This window comes from Stenotrophomonas sp. LST15-1-1.1 (assembly GCF_040815575.1).
GTDB classification, from domain to species: Bacteria; Pseudomonadota; Gammaproteobacteria; order Xanthomonadales; family Xanthomonadaceae; genus Stenotrophomonas; species Stenotrophomonas lactitubi_B.
Genome location: NZ_JBFPNJ010000034.1, coordinates 131,510 through 153,338, shown reverse-complemented (window position 1 = coordinate 153,338; position 21,829 = coordinate 131,510). Strand labels below are relative to the sequence as shown.

The 21,829-nt window shown below is 67.1% G+C and carries 16 protein-coding genes; 5 read left to right on the top strand and 11 right to left on the bottom strand.

The features are described 5' to 3' along the window. Positions 1-37 precede the first annotated feature (37 nt). Positions 38-655 carry a DUF4126 domain-containing protein gene (locus MRBLST15_RS20740; RefSeq protein ID WP_025874628.1) on the bottom strand — a complete coding sequence of 206 codons (618 nt, stop codon included), beginning with the start codon at positions 653-655 and terminating at the stop codon, positions 38-40. 178 nt (positions 656-833) lie between these two features. Here MRBLST15_RS20740 and MRBLST15_RS20735 point away from each other — a divergent pair, with 178 nt between their 5' ends. The 5 genes from MRBLST15_RS20735 to ampE all read left to right on the top strand — a co-directional run bounded on the left by MRBLST15_RS20735 (position 834) and on the right by ampE (position 4,526). After that, a complete protein-coding gene (locus MRBLST15_RS20735; RefSeq protein WP_265953305.1) occupies positions 834-1,577 on the top strand; it encodes a DUF6776 family protein in 744 nt (247 codons plus the stop codon). 4 nt (positions 1,578-1,581) lie between these two features. Further along, on the top strand, positions 1,582-2,046 hold the full coding sequence (locus tag MRBLST15_RS20730; protein WP_025874630.1) for a bactofilin family protein: 465 nt from the start codon (positions 1,582-1,584) through the stop codon (positions 2,044-2,046). A 31-nt stretch (positions 2,047-2,077) separates the two neighbouring features. Next, positions 2,078-2,470 (top strand): iron-sulfur cluster insertion protein ErpA, encoded by a 393-nt coding sequence (gene erpA / locus MRBLST15_RS20725; protein WP_025874631.1) that lies wholly within the window; start codon positions 2,078-2,080, stop codon positions 2,468-2,470. Positions 2,471-2,611: 141 nt separating this feature from the next. Continuing rightward, positions 2,612-3,544: an NAD(+) diphosphatase gene (gene nudC / locus MRBLST15_RS20720; RefSeq protein WP_312704653.1), complete on the top strand. Its 933-nt coding sequence runs from the start codon at positions 2,612-2,614 to the stop codon at positions 3,542-3,544. Between the two features lie 94 nt (positions 3,545-3,638). After that, positions 3,639-4,526 (top strand): regulatory signaling modulator protein AmpE, encoded by an 888-nt coding sequence (gene ampE / locus MRBLST15_RS20715; RefSeq protein ID WP_340568720.1) that lies wholly within the window; start codon positions 3,639-3,641, stop codon positions 4,524-4,526. Between the two features lie 646 nt (positions 4,527-5,172). On the opposite strand, the gene MRBLST15_RS20710 is transcribed toward ampE, so the two are convergent. The 10 genes from MRBLST15_RS20710 to MRBLST15_RS20665 all read right to left on the bottom strand — a co-directional run bounded on the left by MRBLST15_RS20710 (position 5,173) and on the right by MRBLST15_RS20665 (position 21,766). Further along, positions 5,173-5,598 carry a DUF2752 domain-containing protein gene (locus tag MRBLST15_RS20710; RefSeq protein WP_265953512.1) on the bottom strand — a complete coding sequence of 142 codons (426 nt, stop codon included), beginning with the start codon at positions 5,596-5,598 and terminating at the stop codon, positions 5,173-5,175. A gap of 43 nt (positions 5,599-5,641) precedes the next feature. After that, on the bottom strand, positions 5,642-5,926 hold the full coding sequence (locus MRBLST15_RS20705; protein WP_265953513.1) for a CD225/dispanin family protein: 285 nt from the start codon (positions 5,924-5,926) through the stop codon (positions 5,642-5,644). Positions 5,927-5,959: 33 nt separating this feature from the next. Beyond that, the gene (locus MRBLST15_RS20700) at positions 5,960-6,247 is read right to left on the bottom strand and encodes a CD225/dispanin family protein (protein ID WP_089237339.1); all 288 of its coding nucleotides are present in this window, start codon (positions 6,245-6,247) and stop codon (positions 5,960-5,962) included. A gap of 196 nt (positions 6,248-6,443) precedes the next feature. Continuing rightward, positions 6,444-8,333 (bottom strand): MFS transporter, encoded by a 1,890-nt coding sequence (locus MRBLST15_RS20695; RefSeq protein ID WP_265953514.1) that lies wholly within the window; start codon positions 8,331-8,333, stop codon positions 6,444-6,446. Positions 8,334-8,469: 136 nt separating this feature from the next. Then, positions 8,470-9,267, bottom strand: a complete 798-nt coding sequence (locus MRBLST15_RS20690; protein ID WP_367787773.1) for an SDR family NAD(P)-dependent oxidoreductase — start codon at positions 9,265-9,267, stop codon at positions 8,470-8,472. Between the two features lie 129 nt (positions 9,268-9,396). Continuing rightward, positions 9,397-11,574: a YccS family putative transporter gene (gene yccS, locus MRBLST15_RS20685; protein WP_367787770.1), complete on the bottom strand. Its 2,178-nt coding sequence runs from the start codon at positions 11,572-11,574 to the stop codon at positions 9,397-9,399. Between the two features lie 183 nt (positions 11,575-11,757). Beyond that, on the bottom strand, positions 11,758-13,815 hold the full coding sequence (locus tag MRBLST15_RS20680; protein ID WP_367787767.1) for a TonB-dependent siderophore receptor: 2,058 nt from the start codon (positions 13,813-13,815) through the stop codon (positions 11,758-11,760). 250 nt (positions 13,816-14,065) lie between these two features. Then, the gene (locus MRBLST15_RS20675; RefSeq protein ID WP_367787764.1) at positions 14,066-17,188 is read right to left on the bottom strand and encodes an efflux RND transporter permease subunit; all 3,123 of its coding nucleotides are present in this window, start codon (positions 17,186-17,188) and stop codon (positions 14,066-14,068) included. A gap of 31 nt (positions 17,189-17,219) precedes the next feature. Then, positions 17,220-20,453, bottom strand: a complete 3,234-nt coding sequence (locus tag MRBLST15_RS20670; protein WP_367787761.1) for an efflux RND transporter permease subunit — start codon at positions 20,451-20,453, stop codon at positions 17,220-17,222. A 74-nt stretch (positions 20,454-20,527) separates the two neighbouring features. Then, the gene (locus tag MRBLST15_RS20665; RefSeq protein ID WP_367787758.1) at positions 20,528-21,766 is read right to left on the bottom strand and encodes an efflux RND transporter periplasmic adaptor subunit; all 1,239 of its coding nucleotides are present in this window, start codon (positions 21,764-21,766) and stop codon (positions 20,528-20,530) included. Between the last annotated feature and the right edge of the window lie 63 nt (positions 21,767-21,829).

The following is a 21,829-nucleotide window of genomic DNA, read 5'->3' as shown; positions in this document are numbered from 1 at the left end:
CCTGGTGTTCGCGGCCATTATGCGACAAGCCTGCCGATCAGCCGGTACGGGGTTGTCGTTGTCCGTCGTCGCTGCCACCACGTGCCAACCAGCGCACGCTTTTCCACAGGGTGCGCCAGACCAGCCAGACCAGCAGTGCGCCGGCCAGGCTGCAGGCCAGCACCACCACCAGCGCGATCCACGGATGCGCCAATGCGAGCGCCAGCCCGCCGATCACCACGGTATCTTCGGCCGCAGAGGCGACCCAGTTGCTGGCCGGTTCCGGCGACGTGTTGAGCAGGGCGCGGGTGCCGGCCTTCAGGCCGTGGCTGGCCAGTGCAACGCCCGCGCCCGCCACCAGTGCACCGGTACCCAGGTCGCCGTCCGGCGACAGTGTCGCTGCCGCGAGGAAGGCGCCGGCGGGCACGCGCGCCAAGGTCTGCACCAGGTCCCAGGCTGAATCCACGCCGGGAATCTTGTCCGCGAAGAATTCGGCGATGGCCAGCGCTGCCGATGTGCCCAGCACCCACCACGATTCGGTGGCCTGCAGCGCCGGAGGCAGGTCGACCCAGCCGAGCAGGCCGGCGATGCCGACGCCAAATACGGTGAGGTAGACGCGGATGCCGGCCAGCCAGGCCAGCAGGATGCCGATCACGAACAGGTGGGCTTCGGTCATGACGGGCTCCGGCGGCGGAACTGTGCGGGGTGCCACACTATCGACGATGGAGTGGCTGAATGCCACCGCCCGCCGCCGGCCGGCACGGGGGAAACCTGCCGTTCCTGTCATACACTAGCCCGTCGTTTGCCCAAGGGGCCGTACTGGCGTCGCCACTGCGATGCCACGGAGACTACCCATGAACAACCGCCCTCCCATGCGTGTGCAGGTCCGCCTTCCCGGTTCGCCGCACCCCCCTGCCGACCGCCGTCGCCTGCTGGTGATCGCGGGCATCTGGCTGCTGAGCCTGGTGCTCGCGGTGCTGGGGGGCTGCTGGCTGGGCGCACCGCGCGGTGAACAGGGACAGCGTGTGCAGGCGGCCGAGAAGCGCGCCGATACCCTGCAGACCCAGCTGACCGAGCTGCAGCAGAAGCAGGCCACGCTGGAAGCGTCGGACCGCATCAGCCGCGCCGCCAACAATGAAGTGCAGTCCTCGCTGGCCGAGCGCGATGAAGAGATCGCCGGCCTGCGCGCTGATGTCGCCTTCTACGAACGCCTGGTGGGATCGACCAGCCAGCGCAAGGGCCTGAACACCCATTCGATTGAATTCAGCCCGGAATCGGCCGGCACCTGGCAGTACAGCGTGGTGCTGACCCAGAACCTCAACCGCGGGGCGATCAGCCAGGGGCAGATGCGTTTCACGGTGGAAGGCGTGAAGAACGGCAAGCTGGCCACCATCAGCTGGGACGAGCTGCACCAGCGCAGCAAGGTGCCGGGACAGGATTACTCGTTCCGGTACTTCCAGCAGCTCACCGGCAGCGTGATGCTGCCGGCTGACTTCACCCCGCAACGGGTGAAGGTGACATTGGGGAGTGGTGCGGGGGGCACCACGCAGGTATTCGACTGGAAACAGGCCGGCGCACCGGCCAGCAAAGGGGAGTAGGCAGATGTTCGGAAGCAGCAAATCGAGCCGTGATGGCCAACTGGTGGTGGATGCCCTGATCGGCAACCAGGTGGTGATCCGTGGCGATGTGGAATTCAGTGGTGGTCTTTACGTGGAAGGTCGCATCCACGGCAAGGTGATCGCCCAGGAGGGCGCCAGCGCGGCGACCCTGACCCTCGCCGAGCACGGCGTGATCGAAGGCGAGATCCGTGCCCAGGTGGTGGTCATCAGTGGCCGCCTGGACGGCGACGTGCATGCCACCGAGAAGGTTGAACTGACCCCGAGTGCCCGGGTCAACGGCAACGTTCATTACCAGGTGGTGGAAATGAATGCGGGCGCCCAGCTGAACGGCCGGCTGATCCATGCCAGCGCCCCGATGCAGGCCCTGCCGGCGCCGGAAGGCGAAGCGTCCGCTGACGGCAAGGGCGACACCGCTGCCCGCCGCAAGCTGGCCGAGGCGATGGCTTGAAAGCCATCGCCCGCGCCCCCATGCTGAGCCCATGAACACGCTCGTCTCCCTCCCCGGCGCCACGCCGGCCGCCGCGCCCGACTACCAGTCGCTGGATCGGCCGCTGAACTTCACCGAGGCCGCTGCGGCCAAGGTCAAGGAACTGATCCAGGACGAGGGCAACCCCGACCTGTCGTTGCGCGTGTACATCGAGGGCGGCGGCTGTTCGGGCTTCCAGTACGGGTTCGAGTTCGATGAGAACCGTGCCGGCGATGACCTGGCGGTGCAGACCAGCGGGGTCACCCTGCTGGTCGATCCGCTCAGCCTGCAGTACCTGATGGGCGCCGAGGTGGATTACACCGAGAGCCTGACCGGTGCGCAGTTCGTGATCCGCAATCCGAACGCCAAGACCACCTGCGGCTGCGGCAGCAGTTTCAGCATGTAACTGCAGGGCGTGGGGCATGCGCCCTGCACGGTGCCGTCGGTAGATCCACGCCATGCGTGGATGGCCTTTTCTGCACCCACAGGCGGTTTTCCGCAACGTCTGCGGCTTGCCACCCGCATCGATTGGCGGCAGGCTAGCTGGATGCTCACTTCTCCTTCGCCGCTTTCCGGTTTTGCCTTCGTGGGTGAACCGTTGGAGCGCGCCGATGCCATGCGCGAAGATGCCGATGCTCTGGCGCGCCTGTGGCCGGATGCGCGCATTCTTGTCCTGGACCAGGACGGCACCGCCTTCACCGGTGACGACGACCAGCCACTGGCGCTGACCGGCGCTGATGTCGGTGGCGGGCCCGGTGTGGCGATCTTCCTCGGCCTGCGTGGCGAGCAGGCGTGGTTCTCGGTGGAAGCTGCCAGCGTGACCGTCACCGCCCCACGCCGCCTCGATCTGCGCCAGGCCGCGTTGCTGTGGACCGTGGCCGATGCCACCGCCTTCAGCTACGCCCGCGGCATGTCCTACTGGCAATCGCGTACCCGCTTCTGCGGGGTCTGCGGCACGGCCGTGACGTTCGCCCGTGGTGGCTTCGTCGGCCGCTGCCCGCAGTGCGCGACCGAGCACTATCCGCGCGTTGATCCGGCAGTGATCGTCGCGGTGGAGAACCAGGGACGGCTGCTGCTGGGCCGCCAGTCCAACTGGGCCCCGCGCCGCTATTCGGTGCTGGCCGGCTTTGTCGAGCCGGGCGAGACCTTCGAGCAGACCGTAGCGCGCGAAGTGCACGAAGAGAGCAAGGTGCGGGTGACCGCCTGCCAGTACCTGGGCTCGCAGCCCTGGCCGTTCCCCGGTGCGTTGATGGTCGGTTTCCGTGCGCAGGCACAGGACGACGTGCCGACCGTGGACGGTGAGCTGGAAGACGCGCGTTGGTTCAGCGCCGAGGAGGTGGGTGCGGCCCTCGCGCGCGACGTTGAGGACGATGGTGAAGGCATCCGTCTGTCACCGCCGATCTCCATTTCGCGGGGCTTGATCGAGCATTGGTACCGCCAGCAACCTGCGTCCGGCGGCGTCAGCATTGCCGCCACCTGAACACGCTGCCGGTTACAGTACGGTTCACCGCTGACGGCGACGCTGCGACAGGTAAGGTAGCGACGCCGAACGCTTGCTCGTAGGGAGACCTGCCATGTTCACCACCCTGGTCGCCGTGTTGGTGGCACTGGCCCTCGGCCATGTCGCCCCGGCCGCTGCCGCGTCGCTGCGCCGTTTCGACGGCTTCCGGCGCTGGCTGGGCTGGCTGGACGCGCACGGTGGTCGGGCCTGGCAGGGGGCCGCCGGTGTGGCGCTGGCGATCGTACCGCCACTGCTGCTGATGGCGTTGGTCGCCTGGCTGCTGCGCGGGGTGCTGTTCGGCCTTCCGGCGCTGCTGCTGGGCGTGGCCGTGCTGGCCTGGTGCTGGGGCCCACGGGATCTGGACCGCGACATTGAAGCGATCATCGATGCCGATGATGCACCGACCCGGCAGGCGGCGGTACGCAACCTGCAGTCGGCCGGTGGCAGCCTGCGCGAGGATGTTCCTTCGCTGGTCGAGGCGACCGTGCTCAACGCACTGCGGCGCTGGTTCGCGGTGCTGTTCTGGTTCCTGCTGCTGGGGCCGGTGGGTGCGCTCGGTTATCGCCTGCTGGCATTGATGGCGGAAAGCCCGATGCGCGCGCGCGTGCCGGTGGAACCGCTGGCGCTGGCGCAGCGGCTGCTGGGCTGGATCGAGTGGCCGGTGGCGCAGTTGATGGCGTTCTCGATGGCCCTGGTCGGCAACTTCGACACCGCCTGGAAGGCATGGCGGCAGGCGCATGGTGAGCGGTTGGCCGGCGGCATTGGTTTCCTGGGCGCGGTGGCGCGTGCCAGCGTCAATGCCGAGTTGCGCGAAGATGCGCATGATTACACCGAAGCCGGCCTGCTGCCGGTGTGGCAGCGGTTGCCGGACCTGCGCGATGCGATGAGCCTGGTGTGGCGGATGCTGCTGCTGTGGCTGGCGGTGCTGGCGTTGCTGGTGATCGCAGGCTGGGTGACGTAGTTGCTTTGCAGGGCTTGCAGCCCTGCACCTGCAGAGGCCAAAGCCAAAGCCAAAGCGGCTCTGGGTTGCTGAGGGTTGGGCGGGGCGGTGTGGGACAGCAGGACACGCCGTGAACCCCCAGACCGGCCCAGCCGCTAGCGGCTGGGCGTTCGGGCGCTTGCGAAGCAGTGCTTCGCAAGCAAAGCGCCCTCACCCATGGGGGCTCGATGGCGCCTTGCTCGTGTGCGCTGTCCTGCGCACACGGCAAGACCGGGGTTGGGCCTCCTGCCCAACCCGCCCGAGGCATGCCTCGGGCCCATGGCGCCAACGGTCCCGCAGCCCCACACTGCCCCACCCCCGACAGGTTCCGGCGGCTGTTGGTAGGTGTCGACCTTGGTCGACACGGTAGATCCACGCCATGCGTGGATGCAGAGCGAAGCGATCCGCTTCCGCTTTTGATCTTCTCTTTCTTTTCCGTGGTGGACGCGCACGGAAATTGTCCGTGGCCGGGCGGGTGGGTTGCGCAGGGGCGTAAGCCGCATGGATGCGGCGACCGAGCTTACATGGACGTACTTGCAGCGGCCCCTGCGCAGCCCACCCGCCCGGCCAACCCCCACGGCTTCTGCCTTCAACGACCACCACGAGGGGCTGCGCCGTTGGCGGGAAACTACACCGGAGCCAGCGCGGTGAACGGCGCCCACGGCAGGTTGCGCAGCACGGCATAGCCCGGCAGCAGCCACAGCCAGAACGTCGGGCTGGCCAGTATCCGCATCAGAGGATCGAGCACGCGCGGGCGCACGCCAGCCATGTTGAGCAGCATCAGGAACAGGAAGGGCAGGCTGATGACCAGCAACGGGTTCATCGCCATCGCGCCGGGCAGGTCGAAGTGGACCAGTGAATACAGGCAGCGCGTGCTGCCGCAGCCGGGGCAGTAGAACCCGGTCAGTGCATATAGCGGACAGCCCGGCAGCGGATTGCCGGAGACGTACGGATTGACGTGGCGCAGGACCACGGCGGCACCTGCCGCCAGGCCGGATGCGGCCAGCAGGGGAGCCCAGCGGGCCAGGCGGGAACGCGCGGGAAGTGCGGACATGCGGGAGCGGGATCCGGCGCGTGGCCGGACCCCGTCGCGGGCATCAGTAGCTGCCGTTGCCGCCGCTCAGGGCGCCCAGGCCGCCAACGGCCATGATCAGGATGACGTACAGGACGCCAACCACGACTGCAGCGATGGCCGACCAGATGGCCCACTTCTTGGCCTTGTCGGCCGATTCACGGGCACCGGCGAGGTCGCCGGCTGCCAGCTTGCCGTTGACCTGGGCGGCGTAGACGATCGACACGATGCCGGCCGGCAGGCAGCAGAACAGGGTGGACAGGATGGCCCAGACCAGATTGTTGGGGACCTGCGGGGTACTGGTGTTCATGGTTCAAGCTCCTCGATGGGTGGTAGTGGTGAATCAAAGGTCGGATAGAGCGCCCAGCACGGCCAAGCCGCCGAACAGCCCGAACCACAACAGCAACAGGACCGGCAGGGCGACGGCCGAAGCCACCGCCCACCAGCCCGCCTTGCGCGACGCGCTGTAGGCCCCCGGCAGGTCACCGGCCGCGCGGCGACCATCGACCTGGGCGGCATACACGATCGACACCACGCCCAACGGCAGGCAGCAGAACAGCGTCGTCAGGATCGCCCAGACCAGATGGTTGGGGATGTAGACCGGACGGCTGAGCGGTGGCGGTTGATTCAAAGCAAGACTCCATTCCTTGGCGGTCGGCGTGTCGTAGACAGGCCGAACCTCCCCCCTGTGGGTGCGTAATCTACCGCAACCTGCGACGCATGTATGCGGTTACAGCCAGATCCCGTCGCCTTTGGCGCTTGACGGGACAAGAAAAAGCCGGCGCTTGGCGCCGGCTTTCAGGGCACGCTTCGGCGTGATCGGCCCCTCAGGCGAGATCGCCGCGCAGGGTACGGACCTGGGCCTCCAGGGCGGCGGCATCGGTGGACTGGCCATCCACCGCCGGTGCCGCGACCACCTCTACGGTCGCCCGGAACCGGCGCGGCACGCGCATGCGGCCCAGGCGGGTGTCGCGGCGGCTCCACATGCTCGACCACATGCCGCGCAGGGCCATCGGCACCACCGGCACCGGGCGGCGTTCGAGGATCTTCTCAACGCCGGATTTGAACGCTGCCATCGTGCCGTCGCGGGTCAGTGCGCCTTCCGGGAAGATGCACACCAGCTCGCCCTCGGCGAGTGCGGCATCGACCTCATCGAACGCACGCTGCATCAGCGCCGGGTCTTCGCGCGCACCGGCGATCGGAATCGCCTTGGCGGTGCGGAAGATCCAGCGCATGACCGGGATGTTGAAGATCTTGTAGTACATGACGAAGCGCACCGGGCGCGGAATCGTCGCCGACAGGATCAGCGCATCCATGTAGCTGACGTGGTTGCAGACCAGCAGCGCGGCGCCTTCATCGGGCACGTTGCCCTCGATGCCATGCGGGCGCAGGCGATACAGCGTGCGCACCATCACCCAGCTGAGGAAACGCATCAGGAATTCGGGGACGATGGTGAAGATGTAGATCGCCACCACGGCGTTGGCGATGGCCAGTGCCAGGAACAACTGTGGGATGGTCCAGCCGAGCAGGCGCTGGGTGAGCAGGCCAAGTACCGCCGCAGCGACGATGAAACCGGAGTTCTGGATGTTCAGCGCGGCGAACACGCGCGACATCTCCGACTTCGGCGTGCGGCTCTGGATCAACGCAAACAGCGGCACCACGAAGAAGCCGGTAAACAGGCCGATGCCGAGCAGGTCGATGATGATGCGGATGCTGCCCGCCTGGTGTACGAACTGGGTGACCGACAGGCCCTGCGCAGTGGCTTCACCGGCGCGCGCGAAGTACAGGTCCAGCAGGAACGCGGTCATGCCGAACGCGCCCAGTGGCACCAGGCCGATCTCCACCGTGCGCGCCGACAGTTTTTCGCACAGCAGCGAACCGATGCCGGTGCCCACCGAGAACAGCGCCAGCGCGAAGATGTACAGGGTGGGCTCGCCACCGAGGTTGGTGACCGCATAGGACGGCAGCTGCGCGGTGAGGATGGTGCCGACGAACCAGAACCAGGACACCCCGAGGATGGCGTTGCGTACCGATTTCTGTTTCCTGGCCATGCGCAGCACCGCCAGCGATTCGGGGATCGGATTCCAGTTGATCTTCAGATCAGGGGCGCCGGCATCGACCTTGGGGATCATGCGCGCGGCGAGGTTTCCGCAGATCGCCAGCGCGATGACCGCCGTGGCGGCCACGATCGGTCCATGAGTGCCGGCCAGGGTGAACACCAGGCCGCCGACGATCATGCCGGTCAGGATCGACATCGACGTGCCCATCTCGACCAGGCCATTGCCACCGGTCAGTTCTTCCGGGCGCAGTACCGAGGGCAGCACCGAGTACTTCACCGGACCGAACAGGGTGGATTGCAGGCCCGTGCAGAACAGGGCCACCAGCAGCACCGGCAGGCTCTCGGTGAGAAAGCCCACCGCCGCCAGCGTCATGATCACGATCTCCATGGTGGTGGTGATCACGATCAGTCGCGACTTCTCCAGCTTTTCCGCGATCTGCCCGGCCAGGGCGGAGAACAGGAAGTAGGGCAGGATGAACAGCGCCGGCGCCAGGTTGGTGTACAGCGTGCGCTCGCTCTCGGCCACGCCGAGGTAGAACAGCAGGCCGATGATCGCCTGCCGGTACACGTTGTCGTTGAAGGCACCCAACCCCTGCACGATGAAGAACGGCAGGAAACGGCGCTGGCGCAGCAGGGCGAACTGGTTGTGACCGGACATGGAACCTCCTTGGACCGGCGCAGCCTAGCATTCCTGCCCATCTGTCGGGACCGTGGCGGCATGCATCCACGCATGGCGTGGATCTACTCAGACCCCATCGGTGGGTGCGGACCGTTGGTCCGCACACCTGAGAACCTCAGACGATATCGTCGACCACGCCGCCATCGACCCGCAACGCTGCGCCGGAGGTGGCAGACGCCTGCGGCGAGGCGAGGTAGACCACCATGTTGGCCACTTCCTCGACCGTGGCCGCGCGCTGGATCACCGACGCAGGGCGATGGGCCATCACGAACTCACGGCCGATCTGTTCCAGCGGCTTGCCGGTGCGCGCGCGTTCTTCTTCGAACATCGTTGCGAAGCCGTCGGACAACGTAGGGCCGGGCAGCACCGCATTGACGGTGACGCCGCTGCCGGCCACGCGCTTGGCCAGGCCGCGCGACAGCGACAGCTGCGCGGTCTTGCTGACGCCGTAATGGATCATGTCGGCGGGGATGTTGCGTGCCGATTCCGAGGAGATGAACAACACTCGGCCCCAGCCGGCGTCGACCATCGCCGGCAGCAGGGCGCGCGACAGGCGCACGCCGGACATGACGTTGGTCTGCCAGTACTGCTCCCAGGTGGCATCGTCGGTCTCGAAGAAGTCCTGCGGGCCGAAGATGCCGGCATTGTTGACCAGGATGTCGACCTTCCCCGGCAGGCCGGCCAGCAGCGTGTCGACACCGCTGGCGTCGGACAGGTCGGCGGCCACGCCCAGCACATTGGCCCCGGGGAGGGCAGCCAGCAGGCGCTGGCGCGCACGTTCCACGCTGTCGGCACTGCGGCCATTGAGGATGACCTGCGCGCCGGCGGCGGCGAGCCCCTGTGCGATGGCGTGGCCGATGCCGGCGGTGGACGCGGTGACCAGCGCGGTGCGGTCGTTGAGTTCGATCTTCATGGGGGAGATCCTGCGTGGGCGACACGGCAGTATCGGCGCCCGGGCGTGATCGGAATGCCTCTGTGGACGCAACACGATGTTGCACGGCCGTCAGCCGCACCCGTAGATCCACGCCACGCGTGGATGCCGTCAGCTCAAACCACGCACGGCACCATTCGCCGCCGCTCTCACCTTCGGCAGCATCCGCAGCACCAGCGCCATCTGCGTGCGGATCAGCTGCAGTTTCGGCGGCATCGTGTCATCGAGCTGCTCCAGTTCCGCAGCCACCGCACGATCGGCGTCGTTGTCCTCCTCCGACACCGGCTGCTGCGCAGTCAATGCCGATGCCAGCTGCTGCAGTGCCTTGCGCACCCGCTCGCCAGCGGCCAGCGCCAGTGGATCGCCCGCGTAGCTGTCGACCTGGTCGCGGTGTGCACCCAACGCCGACAGATGCCCGAGCAGGGTGTTGGACAACGCCAGGAAGTGGAAACCGGAATCGAGGTTGCGGCGCACGTGGCCCGGTTCGCGCAGCATGTTCGACAGGGCGGTGGACAGCGCGGCATCGGCGTTGTGCATGTCGCGGCGGGCGATGCGGTAGGCCAGATCGTCGCGCATGCCGCTGCGGTACTGGCCCAGCACCGATTCCAGATAGCGGGCGGCGGTATCCAGCACCCGCGCCAGCACGCGGTGCAGCTGTCGACCCTGCCAGTCCGGCAGGATCAGGAACGCGGCCGCTGCGGCGATCGCGCAGCCGAGGATCGTATCGACCATGCGCGGCACAATCAGCACGAAGCCGTCGCCGATCAGGTTGAAGCAGGTCAGCGCCATCACCGTGATGGCCGCTGAGGCGACCAGATAGCGGTCGGAACGGGTGAAGAAGAACAGCAGCGCCGACAGCAGCGCGATCAGCAGCTGGATCTCCAGCAGGGGGAACAGCTGCAGCAGCGCCCAGGTCAGTACCAGGCCGGCCAGCGTACCGACGATGCGCTGGGCCAGGCGCTGGCGGGTGGCGCCGAAACTGGGCCTGCACACGAACACGATGGTCAGCAACACCCACGAGCCGTTCTGTGCATTGAACAGATGGACGGCAACGAAACCGGCGATCAGTGCCAGCGCCATGCGCAGGCCATGGCGGAACAGCACCGAGCCCGGGGTGAGCTGCTGGCGCAGGCGCACGCCCATTTCGCGCAGCGTGTGCGGGTTGCTGTCGCGCAGGCGGGTGTCGACGTTGTCCAGGCTGGCTTCGGAACGTTCGGCATCGAGCAGGCGGCGCTCGATGCTGCGCAGGTTGTGTACCAGCAGGTCCAGCGAGCCGAGCAGGCGCTGCCATTGCGGACGTTGCTGGTCGCGCAGGTAGGTCAGCGCATCGGCCAGATCGCGCCCGGCCTGCTGGTTGCTCTCGCCGTAGACGAACGGGCGGCGCAGCCGGATCGCTTCGCCCAGCCGTGCACACGCCTGGCCCTGCAGGTCGAGCAGGCGCTGGCAGCGGTACAGCACGTCGCTGTGGAAGAACGCATCGACCAGCGCGCCGTACGGATAGTGTGAGGAGCTGGCGCGCTCATGGAAATCCTGTGCCATGTAATACAGGCGCAGGTACAGGCCGGAGTTGACGCCGGGCCGGCCGGAGCGACCAAAACGCGCCAGGATCGCCGTCTTAGCCTCGTTCAGCGCGCCGACCACGCGGCGGTTCTGTTCGGCCAGGTCGAGCTGGCGGCGCTGCAGGTCCGCCTCGCGCACGGGTTCGAACAGGGCGGCCTTGAGCTGCAGGTAACGGCCCAGTTCCACGTACAGGCGGGCCACGCGCTCGCGTACCGGCCGGTTGGCGAACAACGTGGTCCACAGGATCGACAGCAGCCCGTACCAGACCGCACCCGCCAGCAGGTGGCTGACCGCGTCCAGCGCACTGTGCAGGTCGTGGGCGCCATGCTGTTCCAGGCCGATCATGGTGTAGATGGCCAGGGTGACGGTGGCCTGGGCGATGGACGCGTAGCGCTCGCCGAGTGCGCCGAGCAGTGTCAGGCCGAACGTGGACAGCGCCAGGGCCGTGATGAAGATCCACGGCCAGGGGAACAGCCAGATCACCGAGGCCGCCGCCAGGCAGAAGCACAGCAGCGACAGCAGCACGGCCTTGGTCCGGCCCCACCAGTTGTCATCGGTCTCGGCAATCGCGCTGGCGATGATGCCGAGGAACACACCGGGCAGTGCAGTCAGCGCATCCAGGTGCCAGCACACGGCCAGGGCCGCTGTCAGGGCAATGAACACCCGCAGGCCATAGCTGGCCTTCTCGTGGGCCCACAGACGACTGAGGCGGGATTCGCGTGCGGACATGCAGGCTCGGCGGAAGGATCGACCACCATTATTGCGGGCCGCGCGTGAAATGGTAGATCCACGCCATGCGTGGACGATTTTCCGTTCGATACCCGGTAGTGCCGGCCGCCGGCGGGCTCCTCTTGAGCCCGGACGAAGGTGCGAGGAGCCGGCCAGCGGCCGGCACTACCGTTTGCCGGTCGCTTACATGTCGAACCGCACGCTCAGCGCGAAGGTGCGCGGCAGGCCGACGCCCGCATTCGACCAGTACCTGCGGTTGGCCAGGTTCTCCACACTGGCACGCAGGGTCACCGGGTGACCGGACGCCAGCAGGCGGTAGCCGATGCCGGCATTGACGAGCGTGTAGTCGGGCAGCTTCAGGGTGTGGTCGGCGTCATACCAGACATCGCCGTAGTAGCGCACGGCGGCGTAGGTCTCCAGCCCTTCCACCCACGGCAGCTGGTAGGTGGCGTGCAGAACGCCGCTCCAGCGTGCAGCACCGACGGTGCGGTTGCCTTCCTGCGCTGCGCTGCCCGGTGACAGCTTGTCGTAGGTCGGGTCAAGCCAGGTCACGCCACCACCGACGGTCAGCGCATCGCTCAGGTGCAGGTCGGCGCTGGCCTCGATGCCTTCGTACAGGGTGATGCCATCCTGCACTAGGCGCTTGCCCGCATCGGTCAGCTGATCGATGTTGGCGCCACGCTCCAGACGGAAGGCAGCGACGTTCGCGTTCCAGCGATCCGCTTCAACCTTGGCGCCGATCTCGTACTGCTTGCTGATGGTGGGGTCGAGCACATCGCCGGCATTGACGTAGCTGTTGCCCACGCGGCCGCCGGCTTCCAGCGACTCGATGTAGCTGGCATACAGGGTGACGGCCTCGCTGGGCTTGAACATCACCGCGTAGGTCGGGGTGACCGGGTAGGTGTGGTAGGCGCCCTTGGTCTCGAAATCGTTGTAGCGCCAGCCGGCCAGCACCGACCAGCCATGGCCGAGGTCGACGGTATCGCTGACGAACACGGCCTTCTGCACGGTTTCGCTGCCACGGGTCATCACCCGCGAACCGACTGCGTCGTGGCGGATGTCATGGCGCTGGTACAGGTTGGCGCGGCCGATCAGGCTGAACTCGTAAGGACGGTCCCAGCCCAGCCCGGTCTGGTGGCTGACGCCGGCCACCAGCTGGTGCCGCAGCGGGCCGGTGCCGAAGCTGCCCTGCACCAGTGCCTGCGCCAGCTTCCACTCGCTCTTGCCGCCGAGCTCGTAGACGTTGACGTCGTAGTCGCCGTTGAGGTCGTCGATGTAGGCGAAGATCTTGTTGACGTCGTTCCACGAGGTGGTGACGCCATAGCTCAGGTTGGCCTTCCAGTCGCTGTTGATCTGCCAGTTCAGTGCGGTGGACAGCAGGCTGGAGCGGGTGTCGTAGTAGGTGCCAGGCACGCTGTTGTCGACATCGCCGGCGATCGACCGCGGCAGCGACGTCAGGCCACGGAAATAGTACTGCGGTGATTCCTCGCGCAGATCGCGCGACTGGAACACGCCGTCGAAGGTCCAGGTGAGCGCATCGCTCAAGCGCGCGTCCAGCGACAGTGCGCCGACCTTGCGATCGACATGGCCACCGTTGAAGGTTTCGCCCTTTTCCTGGTAGGCGTTGAAGCGGTAGCCGAACATCTGCTCGTTGCCGAAGCGGCCGCCGACGTCGATGCCGCCGCTGACGATGCCCTGCTCGCGCCAGCCGAGCTGGGCCGAGAAGGTCGGCACTTGGGTCGGCTTCTTGGTGATGTAGTTGACGATGCCGCCTGGTGCGCCGAAGCCGTACAGGAACCCGCCGGGGCCCTTCAGCAGGTCGACCTGTTCCATCACTTCCAGCGGCCACTCGGTGCCCCAGGACGAGACCTGCAGGCCGTTGACCCGGTAGCTGTCGAAATTCAGGTCGATGCCGCGGTTGCGGATCGGCGAGCTCCAGCCGCTGGCATAGGCGCTTACCTGCGTGGTGACCGAAGGATCGAGCAGGAACGCCTCGCCCAACGACACGACCTGGCGCTGTTCGATCTGTTCCCGGCCGACAGCGGTGATCGCGAACGGGGTATCACGCAGGGCGCGATCGCCGAGGGCGCCAGCCTCGGTGTGGGTACGCTCGGCGATGACCTTGACTGCGTCCAGATCGGTGGTGCTGCGGGATTCGGCCGGGGATTCGGCGTGGGCAGTGCAGGCGGCGGACAGCGCGACGGCCAGCACGGCCATGCGGGGGGAGCGGATGGGCAACATCGATGGAGATCCTCGGCGGGCGGCCACGGGCCATCCGCCCATGCAGGGGGGGAAAGGTCGGTGGCTGGGATCACACAGGCGTGCCGGCAACGGCAGCGGGGCGCCGCAAGGGGGCGCAGGACCATGGCTGGATGAGAATTGTTCTCTTTTCGTTACAGCGCGTCAAATGCCATCGGGGTGCGGACCAACGGTCCGCACCCACCTGAGGCAGGTGTTGCAGTACATCCACGCCATGCGTGGATGGGCCTTGCTACGCCCGCTGCGCGCGTTTGAGCAGCTTCGCTTCACGCCTGCGCGCGCGCCGCGCCTTCCAGCGCTCGGCCAGGCACGAGAAGATCACGTACAGCGCCGGTGTGCTGAGCAGGGTCAGGCTCTGCGAGAACAGCAGGCCGCCGATCATCGCGATGCCCAGCGGGCGACGCAGTTCCGACCCTTCACCCAGGCCGATCGCCAGCGGCACCGCCGCCAGGATCGCCACCATCGTGGTCATCATGATCGGGCGGAAACGCACGATGCTGGCTTCGCGGGCAGCATCGCGCGGGGTCAGCCCATGTTCGCGCTGCGCCACCAGGGCGAAGTCGATCATCATGATCGCGTTCTTCTTGACGATGCCGATCAGCAGCACCAGCGCGATCATCGAGATCACCGACAGCTCGGTGTTGGTGCCGAACAGCGCCAGCAACGCACCCACGCCGGCCGCCGGCAGGGTAGACAGGATCGTCACCGGGTGGATCAGGCTTTCGTACAGGATGCCCAGCACCAGGTAGACGGTGAGGATCGCCGCCAGCACCAGGATCAGCATGTCGCTGGGGTCGGAATTGAAGCCGAAGCCCGCGTCGTCGGCCAGGCGGATGTCGCCGGGCATGCGCATGCCCGCCACGGTGCTGTCGATGATGGCCTTGGCCTCGCCCATGCTGACGCCGGGAGCGAGGTTGTAGCTCAGGTCCATCGTCGTGTACTGGTTTTCATGGGTGATCTGCGAGGGCGCCAGGCCCGGCGCCTGTCTGGCCACCGCCGTGATCGGCACCATCTCGCCATTGCGTGCGCGCACATGCACTTCGTCCAGCGCCGCGGGCGTGGCGGTCTGCGATGGCAGCGCATTGACCACCACGCTGTACTGGTTGATGTCCGAGTAGATGGTGGAGATCTGGCGCTGGCCGAAGGCGCCGTACAGCGCACCGTCGATGGCGCCGACCGAGATGCCCAGGCGCGCGGCCTTGGCACGGTCGATCTCGATGTTCTGGCGCAGGCCGGCATTGTCGACGTCGGTGCCGACATCACGCAGCTTCGGGTTCTTCTTCAACGCCGCCTGCAGCTTGGGCAGCCATTCCTGCAGCGCGGCCAGATCGTTGCCCTGCAGCGAGACGCGGTACTGCGCGCCCTGGCTGTTGCCACCACCATCATTGCTGGGCAGGTCCTGGATCGCGCGCAGGCGCAGCTGCAGGTCCGGGTAGCGGTCGGCCTTCGCACTCAGTCGTGCCAGTGCGTGTGCGGTGGTTTCGCGGCGGCCTTCCTTGCGCGACTTCAGTTCGACGTTGAACTGCGCGCTGGAGCCCTGGCGGCCACTGCCCAGGCGTACGCCCACGGTCTTCACCGCCGGGTCGGCCATCAGCATGTCGGTGATGCGACGCTGGCGGCTGACCATGTCTTCGAAGGACACCGTCGCACTGGAGTTGGCGCGGCCCCAGATCAGGCCGGTGTCCTGCGGCGGGAACGCCCCCTTCTTCACCGCACCGAACAGGAAGATGGTGACGCCGATCAGGATCAACGGCGTCAACGACAGCAGCAGCGCATGGCGCAGCGAAAAATCAAGGAACACGGTGTAGATGCGCAGCATCCGCTCGTGACCGGCATCGAGCCAGCGGCCGAAGCGCGACGGCGCCGCCTTGTGGTCGTGTGCGCTGAGGAAGCGGCTGCACAGCGCCGGGGTCAGCGTCAGTGAAACGATCATCGACACCACGATCGCCGCCACCAGGGTCACGGTGAACTCGCGGAAGAACGCGCCCATCATGCCGCTGGCGAACAGCAGCGGGATGAACACCGCCACCAGCGAGGCGGTGATCGAGACGATGGTGAAGCCGATTTCGCGCGCACCGGCGAAGGCCGCCTGCATCCGCGGCATGCCCTCGTCGAGGTGGCGCATGATGTTCTCGATCACCACGATCGCATCGTCCACCACGAAGCCGATCGCGATCACCAGCGCCAGCAGGCTCAGGTTGTTCAGGGTGAAGCCCATCACGTACATCACCAGCGCGGCACCGGCCAGTGACAGCGGCACGGTGACCGCAGCGATCAGTGTCGGCGCCAACCGGCGCAGGAACAGCGCCATCGTCAGCACCACCATCGCCAGGCTGATCAGCAGGGTGATCTGCACTTCGTGCAGCGACGACCGGATGGTCGGGGTGCGGTCGAAGTAGGGCGTCATCGTGGTGCCCGGCTGCAGGTAATCGCGCAAGGCGGGAATCTGCGCTTTCACCCGGTCCACGGTCTCGACGATGTTGGCGCCGGCACGGGTGAACACATACATCACCACGGCCGGTTTGTGGTCGAACCACGCGGCCTGGTAGGCATCCTGCTGGCCGTCGTAGACGTTGGCGATGTCCTTCAGGCGGATCACCCGGCCATCGCCCTGGGTCTTGACCACCAGATCGGCGAAGTCGGCCGCGCGCGCGACCGAATCGTTGGCGATGATCGCCGTGGTGGTGTTGCCATCGCTGAGGAAGCCGGTGGGCGAGGTCACGTTGGCCGCGCGCACGGCATTGCGCAGGTCGTCGGCGGTCAGTCCCAGCGCGTTCATCAGGCGCAGATTGACGTCCACGCGCACTGCCGGCGTGGAGGCACCAGCGATGTCCACCGAGGCGACACCACCGATCTGGCGGATGCGCTGGGCCAGCAGCGAGTCGGCGACGTTGTACAGCTCATCGGCGGACTGCGTCTGCGACGTCAGCGCGATGGCGATCACCGGGTCGTCGTTCGGGTTCGCCTTCTGGTACATCGGCGAGCCCATGCCCGAGGGCAGGTCGGCCTGCGCCGAATTGATCGCCGTCTGTACGTCCAGCGCGGCTGAATCAATGTCGCGGTCGCTCTGGAAGATCATGAACACCAGCGAGCTGCCTTCCGAACTCGACGAGCGCATGCGGTCGATGCCCGGCAGCTGGCCGAGGTGGCGCTCCAGCGGTGCGGTCACCGTGGACGCCATGGTCGCTGCGTCCGCACCGGACTGGCTGGCGTGCACGAAGATCACCGGGATCTCGATGTTCGGCAGTGCCGACACGCCCAGCCGCAGGTAACAGATCACGCCGACCATGAACAAGCCGATGGCCAGCAGGGCGGTGCCGATCGGGCGGCGGATGAAGGGGCCGGACAGGTTCATCGTGCAGCCCGCCGAAGGTGCGGGACCAGGGTCATGCCTGCGGCTCCTGCACCGTGCCATCGCGCAGCGCGCGCTGTTCACGGCGACGGGCAAGCCATTCCGAGAAGCGCTCCATGTAAAGGTAGATCACCGGCGTGGTGTACAGCGTCACCAGCTGCGACAGCAGCAGGCCGCCGACGATGGCGATGCCCAGCGGACGACGCAGTTCCGAGCCGATGCCGGTGCCCAGCGCCAGCGGCAACGCGCCGAGCATGGCCGCCGCGGTGGTCATCATGATCGGGCGGAAGCGCAGCAGGCAGGCGCGGCGGATGGCCTCGCGCGCGTTGGCGCCGGTGCGCCGCGCCTCGATGGCGAAGTCGACCATCATGATGCCGTTCTTCTTGACGATGCCGATCAGCAGCACGATGCCGACGATGCCATCCACCGACAGGCTCAGGCCACAGACCATCAGTGCCAGCAGCGCGCCGACGCCGGCCGGCGGCAGGGTAGAGATGATCGTGATCGGGTGGATGTAGCTCTCGTACAGCACGCCCAGCACGATGTAGATCACCACCAGCGACGCCAGCAGCAGCCACACCACGTCGGTCTGGCTGCCGGTGAACTCGGCGGCCTTGCCGATGAACTGCGCATGCACGTGCGCCGGCATGTCCAGGCTGGCCTTGGTCTCTTCGATGGCCTTGACCGCATCGGACAGCGAATAGCCCGGGGCGACGTTGAACGATACCGTCACCGCGGGCAGCTGCTGCTGGTGGCTGACCAGCAGCGGCGCGCTCGACACCTTGGCCTCGGCCAGCGCCGACAGCGGGATGATGCTGCCGGCACCGACGGTGATGCCGGTGTTCTGCGCACCGATACCGGTGGCCGTCGACGAGTTGGACGAGGTGACCTGGCCGAAGCTGGTCGCGTTGGTGCCGGTCAGTGCGCCGGCGCCGTTGGAGGCGACCGCCAGCTGCTCCATCAGCGCGGTGCTGGTGCGGAACTGCGGCGCCACTTCCAGCACCACACGGTATTGGTTGAGCTCGGTGAAGATGGTCGAGATCTGGCGCTGGCCGAACGCATCGTAGAGTGTGTCATCGATGGTCTGCATCGGCACGCCGAGCACGCTGGCCTTGTCGCGGTCGATGTTCAGTTCCAGTGCGCGGCCCTGGTTGGACAGGTTGTTGTCGACGTCGGCCAGTTCCGGGCGCTGGCGCAGCGCCTGGGTCAGGCGGTTGGCCTGCAGTGCAACCTCCACGCTGTCCACGTCCGACAGCGAGTACTGGTACTCGGTGGCGGCCACGCGGGTGTCCAGGGTCACGTCCTGTACCGGCTTCAGGTACAGCGCCACGCCGGGAATGCCAGCGACTGACTTCTGCAGGCGCGGCAGGATGTCATCCAGTCCATCGCGCTCGCCGCGCTCTTTCAGCACGATCGACAGCTGGCCCTGGTTGAGCGTGGGATTCATGCTGCCGGCACCGATGAAGGCCGACACGCCGGTCACGTCCGGGTCCTTGCGCAGCGCTTCGGCCACCTGCTTGGTGCGCTGCTCCATCTGCGGGAACGCGATGTTCTGGTCGGCCTGGACCACGGCGGTGATCAGGCCGGTGTCCTGTTCGGGCAGCAGGCCCTTGGGAATCAACACGTACAGCAGCACGGTCAACACCAGCGCGGCAGCGGCCACGGCCAAGGTGAGGGGCTGGTGTTCCAGCACCCAGTCCAGGCTGCGCTCGTACAGGCCGACGGTGCGCGTCCACAGGTTCTGTTTGCCGGCCGCAGCGGCACGTTCGTGCGCGTCCTCGCCCTCCGGCAGCGCATCGGGCTTGAGCAGGTAGGCGCACATCATCGGGGTGAGCGTCAGCGAGATCAGCATCGACAGCACCACGGCGATGCTCAGCACCCAGGCGAACTCGTGGAACAGGCGGCCGGTGACGCCGGGCATCAGCAGCAGCGGCAGGAACACCGCCACCAGCGAAACCGTCAGCGACAGCACGGTGAAGCCGATCTGGCGCGCGCCGATCTCCGCCGCTTCCTTGCCACTCTTGCCCTGCTCGATGTAGCGCACGATGTTCTCGATCATCACGATCGCATCGTCGACCACGAAGCCGGTGGCCACCACCAGCGCCATCAATGAGAGGTTGTCCAGCGACATGCCGGCAAAGGCCATCACCGCAAAGGTGCCGGCCAGCGACAACGGCACCGCCACCGAGGGAATGATCGTGGCCCAGAACCGGCGCAGGAACACGAAGATCACCGCCACCACCAGGCCGATGGTCAGGATCAGGGTGAACTGCACTTCATGCACCGAGGCGCGGATGGTCTCGGTGCGGTCGGAGAACACGTCCAGGTGCACGTCGGCCGGCAGCACGCCCTGCAGCTGCGGCAGCAGCGCGCGGATGCGCTCCACGGTCTGCACGATGTTGGCGCCCGGCTGGCGGCGCACTTCCAGCAGCACCGCCGGCTTGCCATCGGCCCATGCGGCCAGCTGGTCGTTCTCCACGCCATCGATCACTTCGGCCACGTCGGACAGCCGCACCGGGCGGCCGTTCCTGTAGCTGATGATGGTGTCGCGGTACTCGGCGGCGCTGGCCAGCTGGTCGTTGGTGCCGATGCTGTAGGACTGGGTCTTGCCGTTCAGCGAGCCCTTCGGCGCGTTGACGTTGGCCTGGGTGAGCGCGCTGCGCAGCTCTTCCAGGGTCAGGCCCATGTTGGACAGCTGCGCCGGATTGACCTGGATGCGCACGGCCGGACGCACGTTGCCGGCGATCGACACCAGGCCCACGCCCTGCACCTGCGACAGGCGCTGGGCGAGGATCGAGTCCGCGTAGTTGTTGACGTCGCGCAGCGGCCGCGTATCGGAGGTCAGCTTGAGGGTGACGATGGCCGCGTCGGCCGGATTCACCCGGTTGTAGACCGGCTGGTACGGCAGCGACGAGGGCAGGGTGGCCTGGCGGATCGCCGCCTGCACGTCCTGCGCGGCGATGTCGATGTCGCGGTCCATCGAGAACTGCAGGATGATCGTGGACAACCCCGCCGAGGAATCGGAGGTCATCAGTTCCAGCCCGGAGATCTGCCCGAACTGGCGCTCCAGCGGCGTCGTCACCAGCGAGGCCATGGTGGTGGCGTTGGCACCGGGGTACTGGGTAGTCACCACCAGGCTGGGCGCATCGATTTCCGGCAGCGCCGACACCGGCAGCTTGCGGTAACCGAGGATGCCCAGCAGCAACAAGCCCGCCATCAACAGCGAGGTGGCAATCGGGCGGCGGATGAAGATCGTCGAAAAGCCCACGGACTGATCCTTGCTGGCACTTCAATGGCAGCGCCGGCGGGATCGCCGGCGCGGGGAAGAGCAGGGGCCTGCGCTCAGCGCGGGCCACCACCGCGGCGACCGCCGCCACTCTTCTGTTCGGCGGCCTTCAGTTCGGCCTCGGTCGGTGCAGCCGGCGTCTCGCCCGGCTTCAGCGCGGTCACCTTGCTGCCCGGCTTCAGGCGGAACTGGCCTTCGCTGACCACGCGCTCGCCACCTTTCAGGCCTTCGGCGATCTGCACCTGGCTGTCGCCCACTTCCACGCCACTGCGCACAGTCTGCATCTTCACCGTGTTGTCGCCCTGCACGACGTAGACGTACTCGCCGTCCGGGCCACGCAGCACTGCCTGGGTGGGGATCACCACGCCGCCGCCGATGGTGCGCAACTGCATGCGCACATTGACGAACTGGCCCGGCCACAGGCCGTTGTCGGTGTTGTCGAACACCGCACGCGCCTTGAAGGTGCCGCTGTCGGCGCTGATCAGGTTGTCGACCACGTCCAGCTTGCCGTCGCCGCTGAGCACGTGCGAATCGGCGCGGTCCAGCGCGGCGACCGGTACGCTGCCGGCGGCCTGCGCCTGGCGCACGTCGCCGAGCTGGCGCTCGGGCAGGTTGAACAGCACGTGGATCGGATGGATCTGGGTCAGGGTGACCAGTGCGGTGCCGGCGTTGACCACATTGCCGGCGTCGACCGCGCGGATGCCGGCGATACCGGTGATCGGCGCGGTGACCTTGGTGTACTGCAGCTGCACCTGCGCCGAACGCATGCTGGCTTCATTGGCCGCCACTGCGCTTTCGTACTGTGCCACCTGGTTTCGTTGTGTATCCAGATCGGTCTTGGCCACGAACTGGCGGTACTCCGGCGCGTTCGAGCGCTGGTAGTTCGAGCGCGCGGTGGCCAGCAAGGCTTCGTTCTGGCGCTTGGAGGCGACGGCCTGGTCATAGCTGGCCTGGGCGGTGCGCGGGTCGATCACCGCCAGCACGTCGCCCTTCTTCACTTCCTGGCCTTCGCGGAAATTGAGGCTCATCAGCTGGCCGCCCACCTGCGGGCTGACCGTCACGGTGTTCATCGCGGTCACCGTGCCCAGCGCGCTGGCATACACCGGCACGTCCTGGCGCGCGGCATCGACCACGGTCACCGGCACCGGGCCGGCATCGGGATCTTCACCGCCCTGGCGGGCGCCTGCTTCCTGCCCGGCGGCCTTGTCCTTGCCGCCACCGAGTACGCGCAGGCCGACCACGGCCAGCACCAGTACCGCCACGACCAGCAGCACGATCTTCCAAACACGTGACATTCAAGACTCCAAGAGGGCTGGACGGGGTGGCACCCCGGGTGGCAATGCGCAAAGCATACCTGT

Coding starts and splice junctions, on each gene's coding strand:
- erpA (WP_025874631.1), top strand. CDS start 2,078: ATGAACACGCTCGTCTCCCTCCCCGGCGCCACGCCGGCCGCCGCGCCC.
- MRBLST15_RS20695 (WP_265953514.1), bottom strand. CDS start 8,333: ATGTCCGGTCACAACCAGTTCGCCCTGCTGCGCCAGCGCCGTTTCCTG.
- MRBLST15_RS20665 (WP_367787758.1), bottom strand. CDS start 21,766: ATGTCACGTGTTTGGAAGATCGTGCTGCTGGTCGTGGCGGTACTGGTG.
- yccS (WP_367787770.1), bottom strand. CDS start 11,574: ATGTCCGCACGCGAATCCCGCCTCAGTCGTCTGTGGGCCCACGAGAAG.
- MRBLST15_RS20675 (WP_367787764.1), bottom strand. CDS start 17,188: ATGAACCTGTCCGGCCCCTTCATCCGCCGCCCGATCGGCACCGCCCTG.
- nudC (WP_312704653.1), top strand. CDS start 2,612: ATGCTCACTTCTCCTTCGCCGCTTTCCGGTTTTGCCTTCGTGGGTGAA.
- MRBLST15_RS20740 (WP_025874628.1), bottom strand. CDS start 655: ATGACCGAAGCCCACCTGTTCGTGATCGGCATCCTGCTGGCCTGGCTG.
- MRBLST15_RS20730 (WP_025874630.1), top strand. CDS start 1,582: ATGTTCGGAAGCAGCAAATCGAGCCGTGATGGCCAACTGGTGGTGGAT.
- MRBLST15_RS20735 (WP_265953305.1), top strand. CDS start 834: ATGAACAACCGCCCTCCCATGCGTGTGCAGGTCCGCCTTCCCGGTTCG.
- MRBLST15_RS20680 (WP_367787767.1), bottom strand. CDS start 13,815: ATGTTGCCCATCCGCTCCCCCCGCATGGCCGTGCTGGCCGTCGCGCTG.
- ampE (WP_340568720.1), top strand. CDS start 3,639: ATGTTCACCACCCTGGTCGCCGTGTTGGTGGCACTGGCCCTCGGCCAT.
- MRBLST15_RS20690 (WP_367787773.1), bottom strand. CDS start 9,267: ATGAAGATCGAACTCAACGACCGCACCGCGCTGGTCACCGCGTCCACC.
- MRBLST15_RS20705 (WP_265953513.1), bottom strand. CDS start 5,926: ATGAACACCAGTACCCCGCAGGTCCCCAACAATCTGGTCTGGGCCATC.
- MRBLST15_RS20710 (WP_265953512.1), bottom strand. CDS start 5,598: ATGTCCGCACTTCCCGCGCGTTCCCGCCTGGCCCGCTGGGCTCCCCTG.